Origin of the sequence: Ferruginibacter sp. SUN106 (genome assembly GCF_050611765.1) — a bacterium.
In the GTDB taxonomy this organism is placed as follows: domain Bacteria; phylum Bacteroidota; class Bacteroidia; order Chitinophagales; family Chitinophagaceae; genus Ferruginibacter.
In genome coordinates, this window is the sequence record NZ_JBODJC010000003.1 from 1,086,043 (window position 1) to 1,112,819 (window position 26,777).

21 protein-coding genes are annotated in these 26,777 nt (G+C 38.2%); 8 read left to right on the top strand and 13 right to left on the bottom strand.

What is annotated here, in order from left to right; translation table 11 throughout:
* Window positions 1-2: 2 nt before the first annotated feature.
* The 11 genes from ACQ334_RS16060 to ACQ334_RS16110 all read right to left on the bottom strand — a co-directional run bounded on the left by ACQ334_RS16060 (window position 3) and on the right by ACQ334_RS16110 (window position 17,085).
* Complete coding sequence (locus ACQ334_RS16060; protein ID WP_430989264.1) at window positions 3-1,502, bottom strand: RagB/SusD family nutrient uptake outer membrane protein; 1,500 nt, start codon at window positions 1,500-1,502, stop codon at window positions 3-5.
* Window positions 1,503-1,531: 29 nt separating this feature from the next.
* A complete protein-coding gene (locus ACQ334_RS16065; RefSeq protein WP_430989265.1) occupies window positions 1,532-4,810 on the bottom strand; it encodes a SusC/RagA family TonB-linked outer membrane protein in 3,279 nt (1,092 codons plus the stop codon).
* 50 nt (window positions 4,811-4,860) lie between these two features.
* Window positions 4,861-7,077: a fasciclin domain-containing protein gene (locus tag ACQ334_RS16070; RefSeq protein ID WP_430989266.1), complete on the bottom strand. Its 2,217-nt coding sequence runs from the start codon at window positions 7,075-7,077 to the stop codon at window positions 4,861-4,863.
* A gap of 408 nt (window positions 7,078-7,485) precedes the next feature.
* Entirely contained in the window at window positions 7,486-8,070 is a 585-nt protein-coding gene (locus ACQ334_RS16075; RefSeq protein ID WP_430989267.1) for a LutC/YkgG family protein, read from the bottom strand.
* Entirely contained in the window at window positions 8,067-9,440 is a 1,374-nt protein-coding gene (locus tag ACQ334_RS16080; protein WP_430989268.1) for a lactate utilization protein B, read from the bottom strand. The genes ACQ334_RS16075 and ACQ334_RS16080 overlap by 4 nt, the downstream gene beginning before the upstream one ends.
* Window positions 9,441-9,576: 136 nt before the next feature.
* Complete coding sequence (locus ACQ334_RS16085) at window positions 9,577-10,314, bottom strand: (Fe-S)-binding protein (protein ID WP_430989269.1); 738 nt, start codon at window positions 10,312-10,314, stop codon at window positions 9,577-9,579.
* Window positions 10,314-11,672: an FGGY-family carbohydrate kinase gene (locus ACQ334_RS16090; RefSeq protein WP_430989270.1), complete on the bottom strand. Its 1,359-nt coding sequence runs from the start codon at window positions 11,670-11,672 to the stop codon at window positions 10,314-10,316. Before ACQ334_RS16090 ends, ACQ334_RS16085 begins: the two co-directional genes overlap by 1 nt.
* 157 nt (window positions 11,673-11,829) lie before the next feature.
* Entirely contained in the window at window positions 11,830-13,104 is a 1,275-nt protein-coding gene (locus tag ACQ334_RS16095; protein ID WP_430989271.1) for a sugar isomerase, read from the bottom strand.
* A 130-nt stretch (window positions 13,105-13,234) separates the two neighbouring features.
* Complete coding sequence (rhaM, locus tag ACQ334_RS16100; RefSeq protein ID WP_430989272.1) at window positions 13,235-13,549, bottom strand: L-rhamnose mutarotase; 315 nt, start codon at window positions 13,547-13,549, stop codon at window positions 13,235-13,237.
* A 101-nt stretch (window positions 13,550-13,650) separates the two neighbouring features.
* Window positions 13,651-15,771, bottom strand: a complete 2,121-nt coding sequence (locus ACQ334_RS16105) for a bifunctional aldolase/short-chain dehydrogenase (protein ID WP_430989273.1) — start codon at window positions 15,769-15,771, stop codon at window positions 13,651-13,653.
* 174 nt (window positions 15,772-15,945) lie between these two features.
* On the bottom strand, window positions 15,946-17,085 hold the full coding sequence (locus ACQ334_RS16110; RefSeq protein ID WP_430989274.1) for an L-rhamnose/proton symporter RhaT: 1,140 nt from the start codon (window positions 17,083-17,085) through the stop codon (window positions 15,946-15,948).
* 329 nt (window positions 17,086-17,414) lie between these two features.
* Between ACQ334_RS16110 and ACQ334_RS16115 the strand changes: the two genes are divergently transcribed.
* Window positions 17,415-18,443 carry a GntR family transcriptional regulator gene (locus ACQ334_RS16115; RefSeq protein WP_430989275.1) on the top strand — a complete coding sequence of 343 codons (1,029 nt, stop codon included), beginning with the start codon at window positions 17,415-17,417 and terminating at the stop codon, window positions 18,441-18,443.
* A 151-nt stretch (window positions 18,444-18,594) separates the two neighbouring features.
* Here ACQ334_RS16115 and ACQ334_RS16120 read toward each other — a convergent pair whose 3' ends face one another.
* Both ACQ334_RS16120 and ACQ334_RS16125 read right to left on the bottom strand, forming a co-directional pair.
* Complete coding sequence (locus ACQ334_RS16120; protein ID WP_430989276.1) at window positions 18,595-19,896, bottom strand: MFS transporter; 1,302 nt, start codon at window positions 19,894-19,896, stop codon at window positions 18,595-18,597.
* 56 nt (window positions 19,897-19,952) lie between these two features.
* Entirely contained in the window at window positions 19,953-20,615 is a 663-nt protein-coding gene (locus tag ACQ334_RS16125; protein ID WP_430989277.1) for a bifunctional 4-hydroxy-2-oxoglutarate aldolase/2-dehydro-3-deoxy-phosphogluconate aldolase, read from the bottom strand.
* 185 nt (window positions 20,616-20,800) lie between these two features.
* On the opposite strand from ACQ334_RS16125, the gene ACQ334_RS16130 reads away from it, so the two are divergent.
* The 7 genes from ACQ334_RS16130 (at window position 20,801) to ACQ334_RS16160 (ending at window position 26,657) form a co-directional block, all read left to right on the top strand.
* A complete protein-coding gene (locus ACQ334_RS16130) occupies window positions 20,801-21,826 on the top strand; it encodes a PfkB family carbohydrate kinase (protein ID WP_430989278.1) in 1,026 nt (341 codons plus the stop codon).
* 247 nt (window positions 21,827-22,073) lie between these two features.
* The gene (locus ACQ334_RS16135) at window positions 22,074-22,529 is read left to right on the top strand and encodes a YhcH/YjgK/YiaL family protein (RefSeq protein ID WP_430989279.1); all 456 of its coding nucleotides are present in this window, start codon (window positions 22,074-22,076) and stop codon (window positions 22,527-22,529) included.
* Between the two features lie 228 nt (window positions 22,530-22,757).
* On the top strand, window positions 22,758-23,411 hold the full coding sequence (locus ACQ334_RS16140) for a hypothetical protein (RefSeq protein ID WP_430989280.1): 654 nt from the start codon (window positions 22,758-22,760) through the stop codon (window positions 23,409-23,411).
* A gap of 246 nt (window positions 23,412-23,657) precedes the next feature.
* Window positions 23,658-24,173, top strand: coding sequence for a hypothetical protein (locus ACQ334_RS16145; RefSeq protein WP_430989281.1), 516 nt, complete (start codon window positions 23,658-23,660; stop codon window positions 24,171-24,173).
* A 217-nt stretch (window positions 24,174-24,390) separates the two neighbouring features.
* Window positions 24,391-24,999, top strand: coding sequence for a hypothetical protein (locus ACQ334_RS16150; RefSeq protein WP_430989282.1), 609 nt, complete (start codon window positions 24,391-24,393; stop codon window positions 24,997-24,999).
* Window positions 25,000-25,186: 187 nt separating this feature from the next.
* Window positions 25,187-25,774 (top strand): hypothetical protein, encoded by a 588-nt coding sequence (locus ACQ334_RS16155; RefSeq protein WP_430989283.1) that lies wholly within the window; start codon window positions 25,187-25,189, stop codon window positions 25,772-25,774.
* A 256-nt stretch (window positions 25,775-26,030) separates the two neighbouring features.
* Window positions 26,031-26,657 (top strand): hypothetical protein, encoded by a 627-nt coding sequence (locus ACQ334_RS16160; protein WP_430989284.1) that lies wholly within the window; start codon window positions 26,031-26,033, stop codon window positions 26,655-26,657.
* The last annotated feature ends 120 nt before the right edge of the window (window positions 26,658-26,777 follow it).

The window sequence follows — 26,777 nt, forward strand, 5'->3', positions numbered from 1 at the left end:
ATTTATTTATAAAAAGGGTTTTGCACTAGAGCTTTATTGGTAGTTAATTCATAGGTGTAAATAGGCAGGTAGTGACAATTTTTATCCTTGAATTTTGCAATGGCAGACTGCTGGCGGTTAGGCGGCACCGTTCCTGCAACCATATCCAGCAGCAGATCCAGTCGTTGGTAATTATTCCTGCGGGCATTTCTTAATATATCATACCAGCGTTTACCTTCAAACGCAAATTCTCTCGATCTTTCTTTTAAAATATAATCGGCAATGGCCACTTTATCATTAGGAGCAGGATTTGCTGCTGTTGCTATCAAAGCCCTGGCCCTTGCCCTTATAAGTGCAATGATATTTAAAGCTTCCTGCCCATTACCCAATTGATTTTGAGCTTCTGCTTTCATTAATAATACATCTGCATACCTGTACATGATCCAGTGTGCATAAGATTCTTCCTGGGCACGGGCTGTAGTATTAGTAAGGCCGATGTATTTCCATATTAACTGATCAGTTGACCTAACTGCAGCACCATCTGCCCTGATATCAAATTTTAATGGATCGGTAAAATCTACAGTATATATTTCATCCATTACAATTGAACTGGCTAAGAATTTCTTTTGTGTGGTATTAAAAATTGTATAGAAAGGATTTAATTTCTGGTTATCAAACTGTAATTCAAAAAGGCTTTCGTTACTGTTTCCGTTTACATATAAAGTTCTGTACCAGATATTAGCATCAGTTCCGTCTATCAAACCAAATTGGTTGGTGTTGATCACTTTATTGCAGGCTGCAACACACTCGGTATATTTCTCCTGCCACAGGTAAATATCTGCCTGTATAGCATTAATAGTGGCTTTGGTGATCCTGCCTTTATTAGAGGCCCTGTCGCCATAATCTGTTACAGCAAAAGTTTCTGCTTCACTCAAATCTTTTAATGCCTGGGTAAGTACTTCATCCTGTGAACTTTTAGGTAATGAAACAATATCCTGGTCACTGGAAGTGGATTTCAATTTTAAAGGTACCTGGTCAAAAGTGCGGACAAGATAAAAATACATCAGCGCCCTTACTGCTTTTGCTTCGGCAATGGCTTTATCCAGAGCAGCTTGTGTAAAAGTGGCATCTTTCGCCAATACCCCCGGCGCAAAATCAATAACGGTATTGCAGTAATTGATGGTTTCATAAATTCCTCTCCAGCTGGCAATACTGTTGGTAGGTAAAATATTAACATTGATCACATCTACCTGCTCAGCTGTGGTAGCCAATGTACTAGTAACCATGTCGGCCCTCAATTCTCCCCAAAGAAAGAAAGATTCCGCAGCACTTCTTGAACCCGTTGCAGAACCGGTTAATGAGGCATAGATACCAGTAACGGCAGCGGATACCTGCTCTTTTGTTTTCCAGTATTCGGCACCCGTTAAACCATCCTGCGGTTGAAGGTCGAGCCATTTTTTGCAGGATACTACCGGCAGCAGCAACACTACAGCCAGTACTTTGAAAATTGTTTTTGTAAACATTTTTATTTCTTTTAAATCAATTTAATATTTTAAAAACTTGCTGTTACGCCCACAGTAAATGTTTTTACCGGTGGTGTATAAGAATTATCAACCGCCACCCTGAAAGGATCACTTCCTCTTACACTTGCTTCAGGATCCTGGCCAGTGTAATTTGTCCACGTAAATAAGTTTTCAACGGTAACATAAGCACTCAGGTTTTTCACCTTTAATTTCTGTACAAACTTTTTAGGAGCTGTATAACGTACAGTAGCTGTTCTGAAACGCAGGAAAGAACCATCTTCCACATACCTGTCGCTACCCAGCCAGTTGTATCCTGTACGGTAAAGCGCTCTTGGAATATCAGTAATATCACCGTCTTTTCTCCATCTTCTTAAAGTAGCTGTGCTCTGGTTATCGAAACCATACATATTGGTGGTAAGAATCTTCGTTCCATTTACTAAGTCAACTTTATACCTGTAGTTAAAGAAGGCAGTAAATTTCCAGGCGCCTTTATAAGTTACTGAAGTACCAAAGCCACCGGTATATTTAGGATTGCTGTTGCCTAAGTAAACGATATCCTGGTAATTGATGTTACCATCATGGTTGATGTCTTCGTACATAGCATCACCCGGTTGAAAAGTATAACCGATACTTGGGTAATTAAATTTCATGAATATGGTTTGTCCTGTTGGGCCTACGATATTTTTACCACTTGCGTCTGTTGCAATGGTTGATGCCACATCTTTATAAACACCTTTGTATTTAAAGCCATAAAATGAACCGAAAGGATTATTTACCTGCAGGAAGGTTTTGTATGTTCCGTTTGTAGTGATATCGCCTTTATCCAAAGGATACAGATCAGATATTTCACGGATCATATTGATGTTACGGGCAATATTGAAATTGAAATCTACCTGCCATGTTTTTGATTTGTATGGAGTAACGCCAAGGCCTAACTCAAAACCCTGGTTATCCATTGTACCCACATTCATATCCACATTACTAAACCCGTTGATAGATGATATCTGTAATCCCGGGAAGTACATATTTTTAGTACGGTTTACATAAAACTCTGCATCCACAGTAAAGCGTCTTTTAAACATACTTAAATTGATACCGGCATTTTGTCCAACAATGGTTTCCCATTTTAAATTAGACAATTGCATGTTGGCAGGATATACACCAGCTTGTCCCAGGTAGGTCCAGCCAAAAGTATTGTAGGTATTGATGTAGCTGTAATCTCTTTTTGGTGCATTACCCGATTCTCCATAACTGGCCCTGAAACTAAGGTCATCAATTTTTTTCTGGAAGCGTTTCATAAATTTTTCATCAGAAACTCTCCATCGTATAGATGCAGAAGGGAATAATGCATAACGATTTTCCGGTCCGAATCTTGAGTTACCATCACCACGAACACCTACGTTAAAAATGTATCGGTCCTTATAACCGTATTGAGCATTTACTAATAAGCCAATACTACGGGTTTGCCCTGTATAAGCAGTTAATTTTGTTTCTGCATTTTGTGTACGGCCAGGGGAAGAAGGATCCTGTAAAACAGAAGAGGCGGTATTGGATGCCAGTATTTCCTGCGACACATATTTATTGTCGTAAGTGCTTAATGATAAAAAGCTGATCAATGAATGATTAGGGCTTTTAAACTTAGGTGTGTACACCAGGTTGGTTTTTGATTGCACATTAAACACATCAATATCTCCATCATAAGCCCTGTTTACAGAAGGTTCAGTCCATGGCCTTCCGGTAGCAGTCTGAGGTAAGAAACTATTGTTCTTATTATTGTTGATATCAAACTGTACATCAAAAGTTGCCATCAGTACTTTTTTCAGAATTTCGTACTGCAGGTTAAAATGCGGTGTAATTCTCTGGCTGATGATATTGTACTTAGCTTCCTTAGCCAACGCAACAGGATTGCTTGTACCTACTATATTGGATTTAGTATCTAATCCCAGGTATTGGCCCTGAATATTATTGGCAGGGCTAAAATAGTTACCTGATAAGTTGCCATACTCATCGTATTCGTAAATGCTCATGTTAGGCATTTTACGATAAGCCAGGTCTCTTAAATTCAATGCAAAATTCCTGTTATTGTCTGTATAAGAATAGGAAAGATCGGATTTAAAGCGGATGCGTTCAGAAACGATATAATCTAAATTGATACGGGTGCTGATACGTTTTAAATAAGTACCGATAGTAGTACCTTTCTGATCAAGATAGCCTAATGATGCATAATACCTGGCTTTTTCGCCACCACCGGTCATAGAAATATTATGATCCTGCGTAACACCGGTTTGAGTGATCGCTTTGATCCAGTTGGTATTCTTACTGTAGTTATTATACCAGTAAGGATCATTAGGATCATACTGGAATTCTTTTACATTTTGTGTATTCAGTGCAGTACCTGTTGCATTCATATACGCTTCGGGTATCAGTGTTGAATACTGATCACCGGTAAGCATTGGAATAGCTTCGGGCTGTTTGGTAATTGATGTTTTGTTGGTGTAGGTAAATGCAGGTTTTCCGATAGCGCCTCTCTTTGTGGTAATTACCACTACCCCATTAGCAGCCCTTGATCCCCAGACTGCAGTTGCCGCAGCATCTTTTAAAATGGTAATGTCCTTTATATCTGTAGGTGCAATGTTTATAAGGCTTGCATAACCTTGTTCATCTGCAGAGCCGAAATTAAAATCAGATGGCACTGAAGTTTCGTAAGGCATACCATCCACCACTATCAACGGATCGTTAGAAGAGTTGATAGATGATGTACCCCTGATACGTATCTGCATACCTGCACCGGGATCACCAGAGTTAGCAGTAATATCAACACCGGGTAAGCGTCCCTGTAATGCCTGGTCAATGGAAGCCGCCTGCATTTCTTCAAGATCTTTTGCAGCTATATGTGATTGTGCTGTGGTTAATTCTCTTTCCGGTATTGCCACGTTACCGTTATCTACTTTTCTTTGCGATACTACTACCACATCTCCCAGGTCTTTACTATTGCTTTCCATATTTATATTGAAAGTAGTACGGGTATTGATAGGCAAAACCTGTGTACGGAAACTGATATGGCTGATAGATAATTTATTTTTTGGGCTGGAAATCTTTATTACAAAATTACCCTCCACATCTGTTTTTACAGCATGTATGGTTCTGCCATCTGCATCTACCTCGGCAATAGTAACATGCTCAACCGGTTTTTTGTTTACCCCCAGTATCTTGCCCTGTATAGTAGTGGTGGTGGCTTGTGCCATTACCCCATTGGCAAAACAAATTGCAAACAACAGGAAGCTGATTTTGGTTATTAAAACTTTCATTATAAAATGACTTTTTGTTTGTATTATTTTAAAAAGGCCTTTTCGTATTATTAGTATTTCAGGTAATTGTCTATCAGGTGTATCACCGTTCGGTTAGACAGGTTGTTGCTTTGTGCAGTTACCAATCTTGCTTTTCGGCCATACCCATCTCCCAGTTCAAAAATCCCCCCAGGGTAAAGTATCGAAAATGTGACCGGGTCTCCTGCAGTATTTTTTAGTAACGAAGGATAAGAACCAATATCATTACCGTTCGCAATTACCGTTCGCTTATCTAATATGTGGTAATTAATAAAGTTTTCTACTTTTAATTTATCGGCTGTTAATGTTGGTGTATAATTGGGTACCCCAGCAGTACCAGGCAACAAACCATCATTAATAGCCTGCACTACTGCAGAGTTTTTAGGAACAAATACTGTATAGAAGGAACCTGCAGTTATACCAGTTATTTCAGAAGTAGTGGTATTAAATAATGTAGAGTTCTTTAAATAATTCCAGAAATAGTTAAACTCAGATGTGGCAGGAGTGCCTAATGTAGAAAGGTTGTTTCCTATAAGCTGGTATGGAAAATACATCAGATCATTGATATATACCACCTGGCCATTCAACACTTTCCTTACACTGTCAATCCTAACTGTTAAGCCGCGTTCGGCAGTGCCTGCAGTAATCACCTGGTTACCATTGTACTTAATATATTCGCCGCCATAAGACCCTATGATGCCGCTAAAACCTGTTTGACCAATATTAGCCAGTTCATTATTAGGTGTTTCAATAACCCCTGAATACAGCATCCTTAAAAGATTGAGCCTGTTACTATCATTGGTAGTAGTACCAAATACCCAACCATTAGACCCAGCATTATAACTATAACCCTTAGCCGCCAGTACCGCATCCGACATCATGAATAAAGTATACTTTACATTTGGATTAGTGATGGTACTTTTTATTTCCATATCCAGCAGCCTGGTCATTAAACTATATCGTGGATCTAAATAAGCTTTACCATACACTGTGGAAAACACATTGGGTTCATTTACTTTTTTAGTACCATAGAACATACCGTTACTCAGCACCTTCTTATCAATAATATCTGTAGCAGGATTCATTTTAGCCGGCTCGCCTAAAAAGTTATAAGAGCTGTTGAATTTACTTGGCCATACTGTACTTTGCCACATATGGGCATTGATAAGATCGGCAATAATGCTTATTGGTAAAGAATTGATGCTCGGGTATTGCTGCAGCACCACTGTATTAATATACTTGCTTAAAGAATCGTTGGTGGGCACAAACATTGTCCAGCCATCTTTCTGTGCATCATTATCCTGAAGCTTAAAGAAATTTTCGTTGTTGGGAGAAAATGCCAGCAGGTTAGAATACACTTTTACCATCACATCCTGTGTACCTCCGTTTAATACCTGGTAGCGATGGGTGGCATCTGTATTCTTAATAAACAATACCATAAACTGCTCCAGTAAACTTCTGAAGAGGCTGTACTCTGGTTTATTACGTAAATACTGATCGATGCTTTTTGCTGGTGTTACTACCTTATCTATTATATGTATCACACCATTTTCGGCAGGAATATCTTTCTTTGTAACTTTTGCGTTGGCAATATTAAAACCAGAGAAAGTTGAATTAGGATAAAAATAATTATAGTCCGCTACTGGTATGCCTTGTGCTGCAAAATATTCGCTGGTGAAGCAGGGAATATATTTATTGCCATTGTCGGCAAATATATAATACCCGGTATTGCTTGAATTATTATTTCTGTTAGAAGCCACGGCTTTATAGGCGGTACCAGTGTAGGAAGTATCATTATAAAAACCTGTATAATATGCAGTACGTCTTTTAAAGGCGTTATCAGGCACCCATCCTAAGTTAGATTGATAATCGTTGATCCTGTCTTTTTCAAAACCGTTAAATACCAAAAGGTATTGCACTATCATTTGTGCTGTGGTTGAATCAACATCAGCAGTGGCGTTAAATCCACGGCCTTTGATAAATGCAGCATAATCTGTATCTGCAGTAAATGCAGAATCAGTTGGCGCAAAAATTGTCCAGTAACCAGCCGAGGCTAACGTTTGTTTGTACCCTGCTTTATCAATCAGTGATACAAAACTGGTAAATTTTCCGTTATCAGTCAGTTGCTTGTAAATAGGGTCGGCAAGGTTTGCAGGCCTTGCATAGTAATCATCAAATTTCTTTTTGCAAGATGTAAGCAATGCAGCAAATACTACTACATACGCCAGCTGGTAAATTTTTTTATGCATATAAAATCCTACTTTGAGATAAATAATTTTATTATTTATACTAGTATGCCATAGAAAAAAATATTCGCCTTACACAATTACAAATGATGCCGAAAAAATCCTGGAATTGTAAAATCCGAAAATGGATTTTGTGTGTGAGCAAGAAGGTTTATTTTTCTCATATAGCAGTTCGTATTCTTTTTCGAAATAAAATATTTTCAGATCGAAATTGTTGACAATTAATTTGGGCTTTACATTTTTAGCAGCGAACAATGTTTGCCTGATACTAATCAATTGTTAACAGCACCAAATTAACATTTGCTTAATAGGTGACTATCCTGTGGCATCCTGTAAAACTATTGCTGACAGTGGCTTATCCACAAACCTGCATAACAAAATTTAATAAGCTAAAAGGGGGCAAACGGGTATTCAGGATATAATAAAAACTGTCATTGTTTTGGGGCCATGTGCACCAAGCACCAGAGATTGTTCAATATCAGCAGTTTTAGAAGGGCCTGCTATAAAAACTCCAAAATCGTAATTGTTATTGCCGATCAATTGATAAGCTTCATGCATATTGCTTACCATATCTTTTTTATTAAGTAGCACAGCAAGGTGTTGGCAAATAAATGGCAATGCCCTTATCTTTATTTCATCATCAGTAAGCCAAACCGAGCCATTTTCTGCCACGCCAAATAATGCTTTTACAACAGCAACTTCAATATTTTCTAAGAAATGGGGATCTAAATGTTCGTCCAGCATTTTAATTTCTTTCAACTCTGGTAAAGTAGTCACGTAATTTTGATGATTACTGAAATTATTTTTCACATATTCAATAATCTCATCCGTACTTTTTATTTCCACCACTTTGCCGCCAATGGTGGTAAGTACAGTTTTAAATTGAAGGAAATTATCCTCATACCTTATAGCATTGAGTTGCTCCAATACTGGTAATTGCTGCAATGCAGGCTGATTAGTTTTTACTGCCGCCAATATTTTTTCTCTGCTGCTCATTTCCTGTTCTTTTTATACCATTCTGTAAATGACTGTTTGGGAGGAGCCGGTAAATCTCTCTGTTTATACCAGGGATTCAACCTGTTATTCACTACAAAAGGCATATACCGGATTACCCACCGGGCCATCTTTCCTCCAATATTAAATAAACCGGGCTTTGATAATGTTGCTGCCATCACTTTCATGGCTGCTGTTTTTGTTTTTGGGGAATACCCTTCTTTAGTAATCTCCTGCCGCCATTGATACAATTGATTATGAATATCAATTTTTACAGGGCAAACATTACTGCAACTGCCACAAAGCGTAGATGCAAAAGGTAAGTCTGCATATTTTTTCATATCCAGGTTGGGCGCAAGTATTGCTCCGATCGGGCCTGCAATAGCCGTATGATAACTGTGTCCGCCACTTCTCCTGTATACGGGACAAGTATTAAAGCATGCGGCACAACGAATGCACTTTAATGAATTACGGAAAGATTCTCTCCCTAATTGTACTGTTCTTCCATTATCAACTAAAACAACATGTAACTTTTGATTGGTGTTTGGCTTTTTAAAATGACTGGAGTAAGTAGTGATGGGTTGTCCTGTTGCACTGCGGGCCAGCAATCTTAAAAAAACACTCAAATGTTTTCTCTGCGGAATAATTTTTTCGATGCCCATACATGCAATATGCACATCTGCCAGGTGTGCACCCATATCTGCATTGCCTTCGTTGGTACACACTACAAATTCTCCAGTTTCGGCAACAGCAAAATTTACACCGGTGATAGCGATTCGCCTGGTTAAAAACTTTTCCCGTAAATGTATTCTTGCTGCATTGGTTAAAAATTGCGGATCAGCATTTCCTTTGGGTGTGTTTAAATGCTGGTGAAACAACTCTCCTATTTCTTCTTTCTTCCAATGTATGCAAGGCAATACAATGTGGCTGGGATGCTCGTTGGCCAATTGTACAATACGTTCGCCAAGGTCTGTATCAACTACATCGATATTATTTTTTGCCAGGTATTCATTTAGTCCACACTCTTCCGTTAGCATGGATTTGCTTTTAACGATCTGGCTTACTTTATTTTCTTTTAAAATAGAATGAATGATCTCGTTATGTTCTTTTCCATCAGCCGCCCAATGAACGATGATACCGTTTTCTTTTGCCTTCTCTTCAAATTCAAGTAAATATTCATGCAGGTTGCTGAGTACATTATTTTTTATTGCAGAAGCTGTTTCCCGTAATTGCTCCCACTCCGGGATTGTCCACGCTGCTTTATCTCTTTTCTGCCGTATCCACCATAAAGTTTCATCATGCCAGTCTACCCTTGCTTCATCTTTGTTGAAGATGGTAGAGAGTTGAGGATGTGTTGCGTTGGGTGATGACATGGTATGGTGCCTTAATGGCGAGATATTTTTTGTTTAACGAAACTTATTTTTAATCAAGCTTCAAGTTACTAGCTTCAAGGGATAAGCATGCTGGTTAAAACTGCTTTTTCATCCCTTGTGGCTATTCCCCTTGCAGCTATAACTGGCTATTGAGTATCTCCGCAATATGCTTTATCTGAATTTTGCTTTTCTTTCTTTTTAATATCCCTTCCAAATGCATCAGGCAACTCATATCTCCTCCGGTAATCACTTCCACATTATTTTTTTCATGATCAGCCACACGGTCTTTCCCCATCTTGGCACTTACGGCTTCTTCCACCACACAAAAGGTACCACCAAAACCACAGCACTCATCTACCCTGTCTAATTTCATCAGCTCAATACCTTTTACTTTTTTCAACAGGAAATCATTTTTCGAAAATGGTTCAGCAACCAGTTCACTCATTTGTGATGTATGCAAACCTCTTTGTCCGTGGCAACTTTGATGAATGCCTACCTTATAAGGAAACGAAGATTCTATATTATCTACTTTTAAAACATCTACTAAAAATTCTGCTAATTCATACACCGTTTTTCTTATTGTTGTTGCAGCGGCCTCATCTTTGGTACTGTGCAGGTGATCCTTAATATGCAGGGAACAACTTCCCGAAGGACAAACCACATAATCGTAGCCTGCAAAATTTTCGGTAAACAGATCATTGCAGGATTGCCCCATTTTTTCGTAACCGGAATTAGCCATCGGCTGTCCGCAGCAGGTTTGATTTAAAGGATAACCAACTTTGCAATTGAATTTTTCTAACAATTCTAAAGTTGCAATGGCCACCTGTGGGTAAAACTGGTTAACATAACAGGGTATAAATAATCCTACATTCATCACGCTATAGTTGGCTTTGCATAAAATTTCAAATCAATAATATCTCCCGGTAAAGGTTTTGTATTCCAGTGCCTGTGTATGGCCAATGCAGCGCCTACTGATGTAGCTTGTGCCACTGAAGCAGCATAAATCTCCATTTCAGGAAAAGCTTCTGCCAGCAAATGCATGTAAATAGAATTCTTACTGAATCCGCCATCCACAAAAATGCGGTTAACATTATCATCCTGCAATACCAGTTTGGTAGAAGCCAATTGCTGCCACATAATATCCAGTATCAAACGATGATAAGCGATGGCATAATTTTTATACGCCGCTAAATTTCGCTCTGCAAATTTTACTTCCGGTGCTTGTGCGGTATCACCCGTAAGCGCATGAATTATTTTTTCATCATACTCCACGGTTTTATAATTATCTGGTGCGGTATTAAAATGTTGCGCTAATCGCTTCGTTTCAATTTCATGTTCGTTACCGGCAAACAAACGGCTTGCTTTTACAGCTTCTCCACGATAACTCATATAACAAAGACAATCCTGTTTTAGTTCATCCTCAGTTAAAGGATGTTTATTAAAAGGATTGAGTGTGATACACCAGGTGCCGGTTGATATCAACACAAAGGGTTCGCTGAAGCAAGCTAAGTATGGAATTAATGCGGATGAGGAATCATGCAAACCAATGCCTACTTTAAAATCTTTCCAGAATGCTCTTGCATCTACTACATCAGCAGAAGAATACAACGGCGCTAATTTTTCTGCAATGCCTTCACGCAATACCCATTCGTGGTAATTATCCTGCGGAAAATTCCACAAACCTGTATGACAACCAATGCTGGTAATATCGCTGTAGGCCTGGTTGGTAATTAAATAACTTAAATATTGTGGCAGGTGTAAGGAGTAATGAATTTTTTTAAACACATCGGGGCGTTTGTATTTTAAACGATACAATTGCATGCCCGAATTTAAATTGCCCAGCACCGGAGAGGCGGTGATCATGGAAACCGGAATTTCTCCCCCATAATCTTCATAAAATTTTTTCTTCAGGTCTTCAGGAAATGGCTTGAGGTAATTGTACAATGGTGCTACCGGTTTTCCTTCTTCATCAATGTGTACAAAGCTGGCACCGTAGGCTGAAAAATTCAATGCCTTGATATCAAATTCTCCCAGCTCAATTAATTCTTTTAAAGAATCTCTGCCCCATGCAGTTAATGCTTCTAAATTTTCGCAGGGATCACCATCTTCATCAATGGTTTCGGTAAACTGTAACGTTTTTTCATACACAATCCGGTAATGCTCATCAAACAGGAAGAGTTTTTTATTGGTTTTACCAACATCAAAAATTGCTATAACCGGAGTCGGGTTCATGCTTGTGAGTGGCGAGCTGACTCTAATACCATCATACCACTTAACTATTTTTATACTTTACAATACTTGTCTTTGCGCATCTCTGTGTCTTCTCTGTGAATCTCCGTGTCATTTTCCACAGAGTTTTTTTATGAGTGCTGTACTTCTTTAAAACATATTACAAACCTGTTGCCACTGTATTCGTTCCTCTATCTTTAATTAATTGTGCTCTTATTTTTCCGTTTCTGAAAAAAGAGATGGGGTCCAATGCTGCACCTGCTCTCAATCTTGCTTCTGCAACTATGGAACGAACATCAGTACGGAAAGTATTCTGCAAAACTTCCTGTGCTGCCACCACATCATTATTCAGTTGTGCTTCATTCAGTTTTTTTCTATCTACCAGCAATGCATGTGTATAAGCAATCATGATCGCTTCCACAGATTGCAACAGGTCCTCTAACGGATCTTTTACATTATGACTGGCATCAATCATCCATCCTAAATCAGTAGCATGGTTCATTCCCTTTGCATCCATACCTTCTACCAGTTCATTAAAAATCAAGAATAGCTGGTAAGGTTTCATGCTGCCTACAGTAAGATCATCATCACCATACTTACTATCATTAAAATGGAAACCGCCGAGTTTTCCTTCCATTAGTAATAAAGAAACAATTTGTTCAATATTGGCATTAGGTAAATGATGGCCCAGATCAACTAAAGTGTAAGCTTTCTCTCCCAGTTTATTGGCATACAATAATGATTGCCCCCAATCGCCTACTGCCATGGAATAGAAATTAGGTTCGTAAGCTTTATATTCCACAAACACTTTCCAGTCGGCCGGCAATGCGGCATAAATTTCGTGTAAGCTTTCCAGTGTATTTTCAAAAGACTTCCTGAAGTTTAACTGGCCGGGGAAGCAACTACCGTCAGCAATCCAAACTGTTAATGATTTAGAGCCAAGGTCAACACCATGTTTTATTACTTCAATATTATGATCGATAGCTTGTTTGCGTACTGCTTTATCAACATGCTGCAAAGAGCCAAACTTGTAACTTTCTTTTTGGCCGGGTTGATTTTGAAAGGTATTTGAGTTCACCGCATCAAACAACAAACCATGTTGAGCTGCTAATGCTTTAATGGCATTTGCATCGGTTGGAATATCCCAGGGAATATGTAACGATATGGCACCACTTGAATTATTCAATGCATGCAACAAACCAACGTCTTCTATTTTTTCTTCTAAACTGCCAGGTTCACCTGCACCCGGAAAACGGCCAAACCTTGTACCACCTGTGCCCAGTGCCCAACTTGGTATAGCCACCTGGAAATCCATTAATTTTTTTATGATCGCTTCCACATTATCAATTCCTGCTGCGGTAAAATTATATTTACGCTGGTGTTCGGCTATTACTTTACTATTGCTATCGGCAATAAGTTGTTTATCTAATAACATTTGTTGTTGTTTTTATCGTGAGTGGTCAGTCGTGAGACGTGAGCGGAGCTTTAAAATTAATGCTTATTATTGTTTCCCGTCTTCACTTTTTTACCTTTATAAAACCTAAATACTTTATTTACTTTAATTATTATGGCATATAAAAAACTTCTTCCAGCGGAATACTTACCGGAGAATTATCAGGATTGCTTTCCATGATATCTCCCATATAAGCCCACCATTTCTGCATTACAGCATGAGCAGGTAAATTATCCAGTGCTTCAGGATCTGTTGCTTTTAGTACGCCGAATAAACTATACGTTGTTTCATCTAAGAAAATAGAATATTCACTAATGCCTGTTTGCTTTAATAATTCCACCAGCTCCGGCCATATTTCGTCATGGCGCTTTTGGTACTCTTCTTTTTTTCCGGCAAACAGTTGCATTTTAAATGCTACCCGTGTCATGTATATTTGAATTAACTACTGATTTAAAAAATACAGGTTGACAGATTAGAAAATCATCAACCTTTTTTTGATTGCTTATTGCTATATATATAAAGAGATGATTAGCGTAAAAATGCCATCGCCACTCCACCATCCACATTCAGCACATTACCGGTTGATTTATTAAGCAAGCCTCCTGCAAATGCAAAGCAGGCATTGGCAATATCTTCAGGTAAAATAGCCTCGTTCAGCAAAGTACGTTTAGCATAGTAAGCCGGTAATTCTTCTACAGTAATGCCATAAGCTTTGGCACGGCCTTCTGCCCAGCCACCAGCCCAGATATTGCTATCAGCAATTACTGCATCCGGATTAACAGTGTTCACACGGATCTTATCTGCCCCCAATTCTGCAGCCATCAATCTTGTTAAATGCGCCTGTGCAGCTTTTGCAGAACCGTAGCCAGCATTATTCGGCCCGGCCACTACTGCGTTTTTAGAAACAATATTAATGATGTCTCCGCCAATATCCTGCTTACGCATAACGGCAATGCCTGCCTGTGAAACCAAAAATTGTCCTTTTACTAAAATATCGTACAGTTTATCCCAGTCGGCAATAGTATGATCGGCAATTGGTTTGGATGTACTGATACCTGCATTGTTTACAATAATATCCACGCCACCAAAAGCCAGCGCCGCACTTTCCATTGCTTTATTGATCGTTTCTAAATTAGTTACATCCAGCACTACCGCTGCTGCATTATCTTTTCCAAATGATTTTTGAAATTCACCTGTTGCCGTTTGTAACCTTTCTTCATTAATATCATTGATGATAACACAGGCACCTTCTTCCGCAAACTTTTTGGCAATAGCTTTTCCAATACCTCCTGCGCTTCCTGTTACCAATGCAATCCTGCCACTCAGTGGTTTTGCTTTAGGCATACGTTGCAGTTTGGCTTCTTCCAGTAACCAGTATTCAATGTTAAAAGCTTCCTGTCTTGGTAAAGAAGTGTATTCAGAAATAGCTTCTGCGCCTTTCATTACATTGATGGCATTGATATAAAACTCCGCAGCTACTCGTGCTGTTTGTTTATCTTTTGCAAAAGTGAATAAACCAACCCCCGGGTATAAAATAACCACCGGGTTTGCATCTCTTATTGCAGGGCTGTTCGGATGCTTACAGGTATTGTAATAATCAGCATACATTTTACGATAGGCTTCAAACTCCGGTTGCAGTTTTTCTTTTATCGCTGCTACGTTATTTAAATCTTCGTTTGCGCTTAAAGGTAGTACCAGCGGACTGATCTTGGTACGCAGAAAGTGATCGGGGCAACTGGTGCCTAATGGCGCTAACCTTGCCAGGTCGTTAGAATTAATAAATTCCAAAGCCCTGTCATCATCAGTAAAATGGCCGATCATTTTTGTTTGAGAAGAGCAAAAGCCTCTTAACACAGGGGCCAGTGCAGCAGCTTGTTTCAGCCTTTCTTCTTTTGGCAGAGATTGTATTTTGGCACCGCCGAATACCGGGCCTTTTTTACCATAATTATCATTTAAGTAATCGGCACAACGCTCAATTACTTCTAAAGTGTTTACATAACTTTCATACGCCGTATCGCCCCAGGTAAATAAACCATGAGAGCCTAACATGATACCACGGATGCCAGGATTTTCATCCAGGCATTGTTTCAATTGCAAACCGAGGTCAAACCCCGGCTTCTGCCATTCTACCCATCCTATAGAGCCGTTAAATAATTCCTGTGTGATCTTCTTGCCATCTTTTGCAGCTGCAATAGCAATGGCCGCATCAGGATGTAAGTGGTCGATATGTTTGAATGGTAAAAAACCATGCAAAGCAGTATCAATAGAGGGTGCTTTAGAAGCCAGGTCGTAAATGCAATGGTTGAACAATTCCACCATTTCATCTTCGTGTGCCAGGCCACGGTATACGTTTTTCAAACTGCGTAAACGGTCAACATACAATGCTGCCAATCCACTCTTCTTTAAAGTGCCGATATCGCCACCACTTCCTTTTACCCACATTACTTCTGTTTCTTCTCCCGTCAATGGATTTTTTGCCATCGCCTTGCAGGAAGTATTACCGCCGCCATAATTGGTAAGGCGCAAATCGGCTCCCAACAAATTGGAGCGATAAATAAGTAAGGCTACTTCGTCTCCCGCCATGGTAGCCGCTTTGGCTTCATCCCATAAGTAACTTACATTTTTAAATTGTGCTGTTTGAACTGACATAAAATGCTATTTAAATGCTTTAATATTTTTTTGTTGGCCACAGATGACACAGATTGCACAGAAAAAAAATTGTATAATCTGTAACTCTATTTATTTCTTTAACTTCTTTTTAATTCTTGCCCTTTTTACCTTCAGAAAAACAATTTGTGTAATCTGTGTAATATGTGGCCAAAACTATTTCATTGAGTTTCCGATACCTACTATTATTACCGAAGCTAATATGGTTAAAATACCAACGATAATTGTAGTGGTTGTTTTTTTACTTACGCCCTTCCATTCTTTCAACACTATGCCCCATGTATTTGCTACAAGGATGATGAACGACATGTGCAAAATCCATGAACTAGCACCATTCCCCATCTTGCTTTCTCCCATACCATAAAAGAAAAATTGCAGGAACCACATTGTTCCTCCTAAGGCACATAGCAAATAATTTTTCAGTAAAGGAGATTTTTTATTGGTGTAATCGCCAAATGATTTGTTACGGGCATTTAAGATCATACACCAGATAAAATTGGTGGTTAAACCGCCCCATAATATCACCACAAAAATTACATTATTACGAAACAAAAATTCTCCCTGGCCCGGGTTGGCATTTTTCCATATTTCATTTGCCGTAACACCCATACTACTTCCTGCTTCAATACCAAAACTAAAACAGGCACTCAATACACCCGAAATGATGGCCAGTATCAATCCTTTTACTAAAAGAAATTCGCTGCCCGATGCATCGATATGCGATTTCTTCGCCGGTTTTTCTCCATGTGCACCAATAGCATCTGCATCTGCATGCAGTTCTTCATTCTTCACAAGGTCTTTATCTTTCATACCTCCGGCTTTACCGCAGATAATAATGCCTATAATACAAAGCAACAGCCCTAACATTACTGTAAGGCCCCATTGCGTACCAAATAAATCACCGATAGTATCTTTTCCTGTTTTAGGATTAAAATAATAATATACTGCAGGTACTAATGCACCAAATACTGAACACAATCCTAAAATAATGGAACTGCCCAGCGATACGCCTAAATAACGAACGCCCAGGCCGTAGGTTAAACCGCCAATACCCCATAATAAACCCATTAAAAAAGTAGTACCCAATACTCCGGAAGAAGAAGCTTTGATAATGTCCATGAAACCGGGAATGGTAAGATAAGCAGCAAGCGGTGGTACGATGAGCCAGGAAAATAAACCGCCAACGATCCAGAAACTTTCCCAACTCCAGCCCTTAACTTTTTTATAAGGCATGTAAAAACTTCCCGACGCAAAACCTCCAATGAAGTGGAAAATAACCCCCAAGATAACTCCCATACGAATCGTTTTTTAGATATAGCTAAGCAATTTTGATGTAAAATATAATGAATTCTGTTGGGCAGCATCATGCACTATCATGTAACAAAGAGTGGTTAGACTGTGTAAGGTTGGAAAGACAGAGGGTTATGGGTTTATTTAGTTACGGGTTACGGGTTATTTGATTGTTTGCGAAGAATTGAACGCTTATTATCAAACTAACAATCAAATAACCCGTAACAAAAACAACCCGTAACTTTCCTCCCCTTTACTCCTGCCTGTGCTACCATACTGATAAAAAGGCTATTTTTGTTAAACAAATATGATACAATAACAGAATTCGACTGCCAATGCTATCTCCCTTTAATAAGATCATTTATATCGACGAATTTTCTGCTACGCCAAAATACCAGCAATTGGCCAATTGCATTATTAAAGCTATTGAAACGCAGAAGTTGCAGGTAGATGATGTATTGCCTTCTATCAACGAGCTGAGCTTTGAGTTTGAGATATCGAGAGATACTGCAGAAAAGGGTTACCGTTACCTGAAAAAAACAGGCATCATTGGCTCTGTGCCGGGCAAAGGGTATTATATCAAGAATATTGATGTGGGCCAGAAGATCAAGATCTTTTTAATGTTCAACAAACTGAGTGCCCATAAAAAAATCATTTACGATGCTTTTGTAAGCACTTTGGGAGATGCAGCCACCATTGACTTTTACGTATACAACAATAACTTTTCTCTGTTTAAAAATTTATTGCTCAACAGTAAAGAAGATTATAATTACTATGTGATCATTCCGCATTTTATGGAAGGCTCGGAGAATGCCCATAAAGTATTGAACAATATCCCCAAGGAAAAACTGATCTTATTAGATAAACTGGTACCTGGTGTAACGGGGCATTACGGTGCTATCTACGAAAATTTTGACAAAGACATATATATAGCATTAGAACAGGCCTTGCCCAACCTCAGTAAGTACCACACCCTCAATATTATTTTACCGGAATACACGTATCATCCCAACGAGATCACCACGGGTTTTTCAAGATTTTGCCAGGAGTACGCTTTTAACCATAAGATCGTACACAATATCAGCAAAGAAGAAATTAATAAAGGAGAAGCCTATATTAATTTAATGGAAGATGACCTGGTATTATTGATTGAAAAGATATTGGATAAAAAATTAAAGATCGGTAAAGAAGTGGGTGTGATATCTTACAACGAAACGGCACTTAAAAAGATCATCTTAAATGGCATCACCACCATCTCCACCGATTTTCAGATGATGGGAGAAAAAGCGGCAGAACTCATCCTCAACAAATCAGTTGAACACATTGAAGCCAGGTTTTATTTAACCATGAGGAATTCTTTGTAACATAGAGTTTTTGAATTCACTGCGTGAATTGTTTTTTGCCACAGATTGCACAGATTACACAAATTATTTTCCTGAATAACAAAGGGCTCACTTTAATGAGCCCTTTGTGTATTTTGTATTTTCTGTGTAATCTGTGCAATCTGTGGCTACCCTACACTTCCACCCTCTTCATCTTTGGCACTAAAAAGTGCATGATCAGCCAGCCCAGCAAATACGACAGTGCACAAACAGCAAACATAATATAGTAGGCTGTTTCAATCTGGTTAATAGCCCTGTAGTGCACAAACATTTGTTTTTGTACAAACAGCGATAAAAAGATACCTCCCAAACCGCCAAACATGCCACCAATACCGGTTACAGAAGCCGTGGTTTTTTTAGGGAACATATCACTCACGGTAGTAAAGATGTTGGCACTCCAGGCCTGGTGTGCAGCAGCTGCAATACCAATTACCAGTACAGCCCACCACATATTTATTTTTCCCAGTACAAGGGCAAAGAAGATGGGCAATACAAAAAATGCATAGATGAGCATAGAAGTTTTACGGGCTTTAAAAACAGGCCAGCCTTTTTTAATCAGGTATAAAGGCAACCAACCGCCGCCCACACTACCAATTGTAGAAATGATATACACTGCTGCTACAGGCCAGCTTGCAGCCTGCAGTTTAATTTTATACACACTTTCAAAAAAATCGGGTAACCAGAAAATATAGAACCACCAGATAGGATCGGTTAAAAATTTACCAATTACAAAAGCCCAGGTTTGTTTAAATCCTAACAGTTTAAACCATGATACTTTAACACCATCATCAACGCTGGAAACCGCTTCATCTTTATCGCTTTCAATATAAGTTAATTCAGCAGCACCTAATCTTTTTTGATTTTTAGGTTTATCATATAAGATCACCCAAAGTATCAGCCATATAAATCCTAATAAGCCGGTAGCGATAAAAGCGGTCTGCCAACTGTAATTATTCAATATCCATGGAACGGCAATAGGCGTAACAATGGCACCGATATTTGCACCGGAATTAAAGATACCGGTTGCCAATGCCCTTTCTTTTTTAGGAAACCATTCGGCAACAGATTTAATTGCAGCAGGAAAGTTACCTGATTCGGTAAGGCCCAATGCTCCCCTTACAATCTGGAAACCTAGTACTGTATTAACACAAGCTGTTAATACACCTACCAAACTCCATAAAAAAGTATATACGCCATAACCGATCTTTGTGCCCAGCTTATCAATAATTCTGCCGGCCCCTAACATACCTAAAGCATAGAAAATTTTAAAAGTAATTTCAACGTTGGAGTAATCGCCATCTGTCCAGCCTTTATGTTCCGTAAAATACGATTTCATAAAACTGATCACATTCCTGTCGATATAGTTGATGGTGGTAGCAAAAAATATAAGCCCGCAGATCGTCCACCTGTATTTTCCAATTTTTTCGTTTAGCATAATCGTTTTTTAAAAAAGATAAAGCCACCAGGTAAGGTGGTGGCTAAGGTATAATATTATTTCCGGGCTTCCTTAATCAGGTCAAAACATTGTTTGATCTTGGTTTCCAAAGTAGCGTAATCTTTTTCTTCCATAATTTTTTTGGTGATCAGTTTGCTGCCCATACCTACTGCACAAACACCCGCAGTAAACCAGGCAGACAAATTACCCAAATCTAAATCCACACCACCGGTAGGCATAAATTTTAAATTGCGGAACACTTCTTTAATACCCGCCATAAATTCGGGGCCTAAAATATTACCGGGAAATAGTTTTATTAACTGAATGCCATTATTCTCTGCGGTGATTATTTCACTGGGCGTCATACAGCCTGGTGCATAAAATATACCTGTTGCTTTGGCCAGGTCTGCCACGCCCTGCTCGTAACCGGGGCCAATTAAAAAGTCGGCACCGGCATCAATAAAAGCCTGCGCATCTTTAGTGTTTTTAATAGTACCGATACCCAGTTTCATACCGGGTAATTCTGCATCACGTACTGCCTTCATGGCTTTAAAATTCTGTAATGCATCATCGCCACGATTGGTGTATTCTAATGATTTCACACCGCATTTGTACAAAGTTTTCATCAGGTCTATACTTACCTGTGTGTCTTTATTAAAGTACAGGGGCAAAAAACCCTGTTCAATAACGCCATTTAATATTTCTTCTTTACTTGCCATCGTTAATTGTTTTAAGGGATGAAATTAACAACAAATTTGTAATGATGCCGCAATCAGGTAAATTGTATTTACGCAAACGATTCCGTAAATTTAGCGATAATTAAGTTGTTAATCCTTGTTGGTTAAGCAATTAATAATCATCTTTGGTATCTTAATTTATCTTTAACCAGAAATACTATTTAACGATGGCTAAAAAAGTTGTTACTCTCGGAGAAATTATGTTGCGTTTATCTACTCCCGATTACAAACGTTTTGTACAGGCAGATTCTTTTGATGTTACCTATGGTGGTGGCGAAGCCAATGTAGCTGCTGCTATTTGCAATTATGGAGAAAACGGAACCTTTGTTACCAAAGTACCTAATAACCCGATTGGGCAATCTGCCATTAATCATTTGCGCCGTTATGGTGTGGATACGCAATACATAGCCCGTGGCGGCGACAGGCTGGGTATTTACTTTTTAGAAACCGGTGCTTCTATGAGAGCATCCCAGGTGGTGTATGACAGGGCCGGCGCTTCTATTGCAGATGTAGACATCAGCGAATTTGATTTTGACAAAATATTAGATGGTGCCGATTGGTTTCATACTACCGGTATCACGCCTGCTTTAAGTGATAAAGCGGCTGCATTAACTATGGCCGCACTAAAAGCAGCTAAAGCAAAAGGCATTACCACCAGTATTGACCTTAATTACCGTAAAAAATTGTGGAGCAAAGAAAAAGCTCAAAAAGTAATGACGGAATTGTGCCAGTATGTAGATGTATGTATCGGTAACGAAGAAGATGCTGATACCTGCTTAGGTTTTAAAGCAGCACATACCGATGTTACCAAAGGCGAACTGAACCTGGATGGTTTTAAAGATGTATTTAACCAGATGCAGGCGAAATTTAATTTTAAATTCATCGCATCTTCTTTACGTGAAAGCTATAGCGCCAGCGATAATGGCTGGAGTGCACTGGTATACGACGGCAAGGATTTTTACCATACTAAAAAATATAATGTACGCATTATTGATCGTGTAGGCAGCGGCGATAGTTTTGCCAGCGGCTTAATTTATGGCCTGGTTACCGGTATGAGTACTGCTGATGCTGCTGAATTTGGTGTGGCCGCTTCTGCATTAAAACATACTATACCCGGCGATTTAAACCATGCTACTTTAAGCGATGTGAAAGAACTGATGAAAGGAGATGGCAGCGGAAGGGTGCAGCGTTAAGTTTGTTGGAGTTGATTATGGAGGAGGAAAATGTTCAATAATCAATTTTCAATAATCAATATTCAAGTAAAGGCAAGCGTATCAGATTGCTGCTACTTTTAAGGAAGCAAATAAAAAGTTTAATACTATGCGTTTCCCCTGAACATTGAAAGTTGAGCATTGAACATTGAAAATTTCTTCATACTCTTTCAAACAAAATACTATTTAACAGGGATTCACTCCTAAACTTCTAAACATCTAAACTATTATGATCGTAGATACTTTACAGAACGCCTCCAGGTACACCAGCATTCATCCTTTGTTTGCCAAAGCATTTGAGTACATCAATGCCACCGACCTTGCTAACATTGAAATTGGCAAATACGATATTGCGGAAGGTTTAAAGGCCATCTTTTCTGATAAGGCAGGCATGTCTGCAGCTGAATCCATTGCCAAATTTGAATGCCACGATAAAAATATTGACATACAATTATGCATTAAAGGCAAAGAAACCATTGGCTGGAAACCCCGTAACAATTGCACCGCACCTAAAGGCGAATACAATCCTGAAAAAGATGTGAGCTTTTATAACGATGTGCCGGATATGTATTTCCAGCTTACCAACGGGCAGTTTGCCATTTTCTTTCCCGAAGATGTGCATGCACCGATGATTGCAGCAGATGATAACACGATACGGAAACTGGTGATTAAAGTAAAAATATAAAATGAAAGCGCCTTCGAAAGAAGGCTTTTTTGTGGGGTTGAAATAATGCAGAAAAACATATTAGTATTTTTATTAGATTGCATTTGCGCAATTAATATTACAGCAAAAGCAATTGCGTTTATTTTTTTAAACAATTAAAAATTAACAGCTTATAAAAATAAACGCAAGTTAGGTTGGGAAAAAACATGCGTAAATTTATGAGTAAGCTGCCATTTTTAAACGACCACCGTGAACATTGAAACTGCAAATTATATCATTCAGTTTTTCCCAAGACTTATGACAGAACTCGAAGTTGATGCTTTGCGACACAGCAACTCAATGTTTAAGTTAATGACACCTGAAGATTACAATTCAATTGAATCTTACAAGGCAAGAGTTAAAATGTACAAAGACAGAAGCCTTATAACTGATGACCCAAAAACATTGAGTTTATTGGACGAAGGAAGAGAAGAGTTTTATATAAAAACTGCGACACGGATTTTTGAACAAATACCAGACAAAATATTTTTCAATTATTGCCCAAACTGCAATCAACTTGCAAGGACACCCTATGCCAGGCAATGCAAACATTGTGGATATAGTTGGCATGACACCATTAAAGCAAATTTCAAAGTAAATAAAGTAATAGAATTACAATCGAGACCGAATTCACTTTTCTTCATAGGTGACATTAAAAGTGGGACAATAAACATTGGGAATAAAATTGACCTTACATTTTTAGGTATTGCCAACAAACCTGTTATTAACAGCATTGACTTTGTTGACCACATTGCAGAGCAAAGAGCAGAGGTTTCTTTGGGGGTTCATATAGACAATGACACAGAAAAAGAATATTTAAAGAACCGTGGTGTTTTGGCAATCCCAATCATCATAGAAGGATAAAACGGCAGCTTACATTGGGTTTTATGCAAGTTGGGCTCGACATTGTAACATCAGCTATTTGCAAATCCCAACTTCAGTTCCAGCAGACGAATAACAATTAGCTTTTGTTCTTAACTTCATCAATATATTTTTCATCAGCAGCGGTTATCGGCAGACGGAATACTAATTCCCAACCTGCATAAAGCCCTGCTCGTTATGTGCAACCTTTTTTGAGTATTCCGTTAACTATATAGTTTCGACAAGACAATGCAAAATTCAAAAACCATTACAATAACAGACGACTCTGGCTTTTTAGGAATTGTCAACGCCGACAAATACAATTCTTTCGTAAGTGAAGATTGGCGGTTGTCGCAATTATTTAATCGCTTCGTTGACGAAATGAACAATGACAATTTAATACTTTGGTCGACCGGTTCTGAAAATGTTTGGACAGTCCGTTTTGTAAATAAGCCATCGGACATAAAATCATTCAGAGAATTTTACAAGACACTTGAAGTTACCAGTGGGAAAATATTCCTGACCAATTACGAAGACCTGACAATGGCTGCACAATACCACGACGATAAAATTCCGGCGAAACATAATGCCGACTTATCATTTGATTTAGACAACGGTAGACATGAATTTCAAATCAGACAACTTTTTGACCCAGACGACAACAACCATCAGCCAGAAGGAAAAGTACACTTTGAAATCGTTGTGCAAACAGACACAAGTAAAAAGTCTCAACGCATTGACAAAATATTTTGGCAAACAAACTAAGGTATGCACATAACATTGGATTTTATGCAAGTTGAGCATGACCAGCAAACATCAGCTAATTGCAAATCCAAGCTGTGGTTTGGGTAGGACGAATAAATCTCAACTTTAGTTCTTAAATTCAACTTTATATTTTCAATCAGCAGCGGTTATCGGCGGACGGAATGCTAATTCCAAACCTGCATAAAGCCCTGCTCGCTGGCTGCAAGTCAAATATACTATGGCAAACAACACAAAAAACATTATCCTAAGTTTCTTCTCTAATTTCAGCAAGCTTTTTAATATTGGACTCAGAAAAAAGAGATTTGAGATTGTTTCGACTTCTGACAGCCTTTATGCAAGCAATACATCAAGAAGTACATTTTTTGCAATAATTTTTACCTTGTTTGGCTCTTGCCATTTAGTTACAGGATTTATAGAATATTATACTGCAAAAGGGCAAGTTGAGATTGACTTCTTTATTGCTTTTGGCATTTTATTCTTAATCGGACTTTTGTGTTTTAGACAATTTTTGTGGTTTGTATTTGGCAAACAAGAATTAACTATTCAAAATGGACAATTGACATTACAGAAAAAGGGAACTTTTTTCGTAAAGCCCCATTATTATCTTGTAGAAAATATCACAAATGTCAGACAGGGAATAAATGAAGAACACTTAACAGAATTAGAAAAGATTCAACTTAATATTTCATTAAACCGTAAAGTTCTTTTTATACAAATATTTGGACAAGTCTTATTTGACTACAATGGAAAAAAAATAAAAATTTTTAACGATCTCAAACAAGAAGAAAGAATACAACTGATACAAGAAATAAATAAACGAAAATAAACCTGCAGCCAACAAAAGTATTTGCAAAAATTTGGCGGACGGAAGATCAATCGGCTGCAAATCGCTACTGTGCTGCATCCGGGCTGGACAAACAACAATTCCAAGCCTTCGCAAATACTCGGTCGTTGTAGGTAATTCTACAGACCATTCCAACGAATCAAATTGTTAGGCAGACGCAATAAATAAAATGAAAACTCCACTTTTAAAAATATATATTTTCTTCATTTCAATCCTTTTGTTTGGTTGCCATAGTAATGAAAATCCTTGCAAACTCCCTGACTCTGTTCTTAAAGACATTGACAAAATCGATAGCTTGACAAAGCTGCCTGAAGTTAGAGAAAGAGATAGAACCTGGAACTTAAACAACTATAAAGAACCTTCTTTAATCTCTGCTCAATATGAAACCTATAGATTTATTTGGCATACCTATTTTGATGGAGTAAATATATGTCGGGTTGAAAAAATTAATGGCAATTACAAAGCAATTACTAAAACTTTCAAAGACCAGGACAGTATACCTGGCATTAAAGAATTTTCCATATCGTCAAAAATGTGGAATAACATTGTAGACAGTCTGTCCATCAATGGCTTTTGGAGCTATCCTGGCTCAATAGAAAGAAATGGATTAGACGGAGCAACATGGATTCTTGAAGGATATAAACCAACTGCAGACGAGTGTACCGGCAAAAATTATCACAGACTGACCCGTTGGTCACCAATTGATAAAAAATTCATCGAAATGTGTAATTTGCTTAATAGTTTGAAAACGGACTGAACAGAACTACCTACAACATTGGGTTTTATGCAAGTTGGGCTCGACCTTGTAACATCAGCTAATCGCAAATCCCAGCTTCAGTTTCAGGAGACGAATATCTATCAGCTTTTGTACCTAACTTCATCAAAATATTTCAATCAGCAGTGGTTATCGGCAGACGTCCAGAAAACATTCGGGATAATTCCCAACCTGCATAAAGCCCCGCCCGTTAGCGACTATACAAATGCGACTACTCCAACTAATCATACTATTCTTTTTGACAGCTTGTAATAATGAAGAGGCAGCTAAAAAGTCAATTGTTCCAAAATCTTATGACACATTAAGTAATGGGCTAAGAATTATCAACCGAACTATTGACTCTCCATATTATTACAAAGACCAGGTTACAACAGATTCTCTAATCGGTAACTACCAGGTTTATTATGCACAAAACGACAGTTTATATTTTTTATATTTAAAACACTTTGACACTTTACATCTCTTAAACAAGACAACAAATTATACTTCGTTACATTATTTGGGTAATGTTACGGGAGACGACACGGCTTTTTTCATTTTAGGTCACGACAATGGCAATGGTTCTCCGTATAGCTATGAGTATATTGACAAACAAAGCGGACAAAATCCTTTAGGATTTGGAAAAGAATTTTTAGACTTTATGGTATTAAACAAAACCGCCTATTTACTTTATTCCGATACAGTTTTAAATGGTAAGACACGGTTAACATTATTTAATACAAATAATAAAAAGAAAGAGTTTTACGAAATACAAAATGACTATTGGGAATTGTATATTGATACTCTAACAACTAAAAATTTGAAAATAAAATATACGCTAGACAGGAATGGAGACACGACAAAAACGAAAATTTACAGCCGCTAACATGAACTGTGTAAAAAAACAAATAAATTTTAGTTTTTTTTACGGTTTTGCTGAACAATAATTTGGTTGATACAAGCTGTTGTTTTTTACCACTGCAAATACTTGTTTTAATAGTTTGTT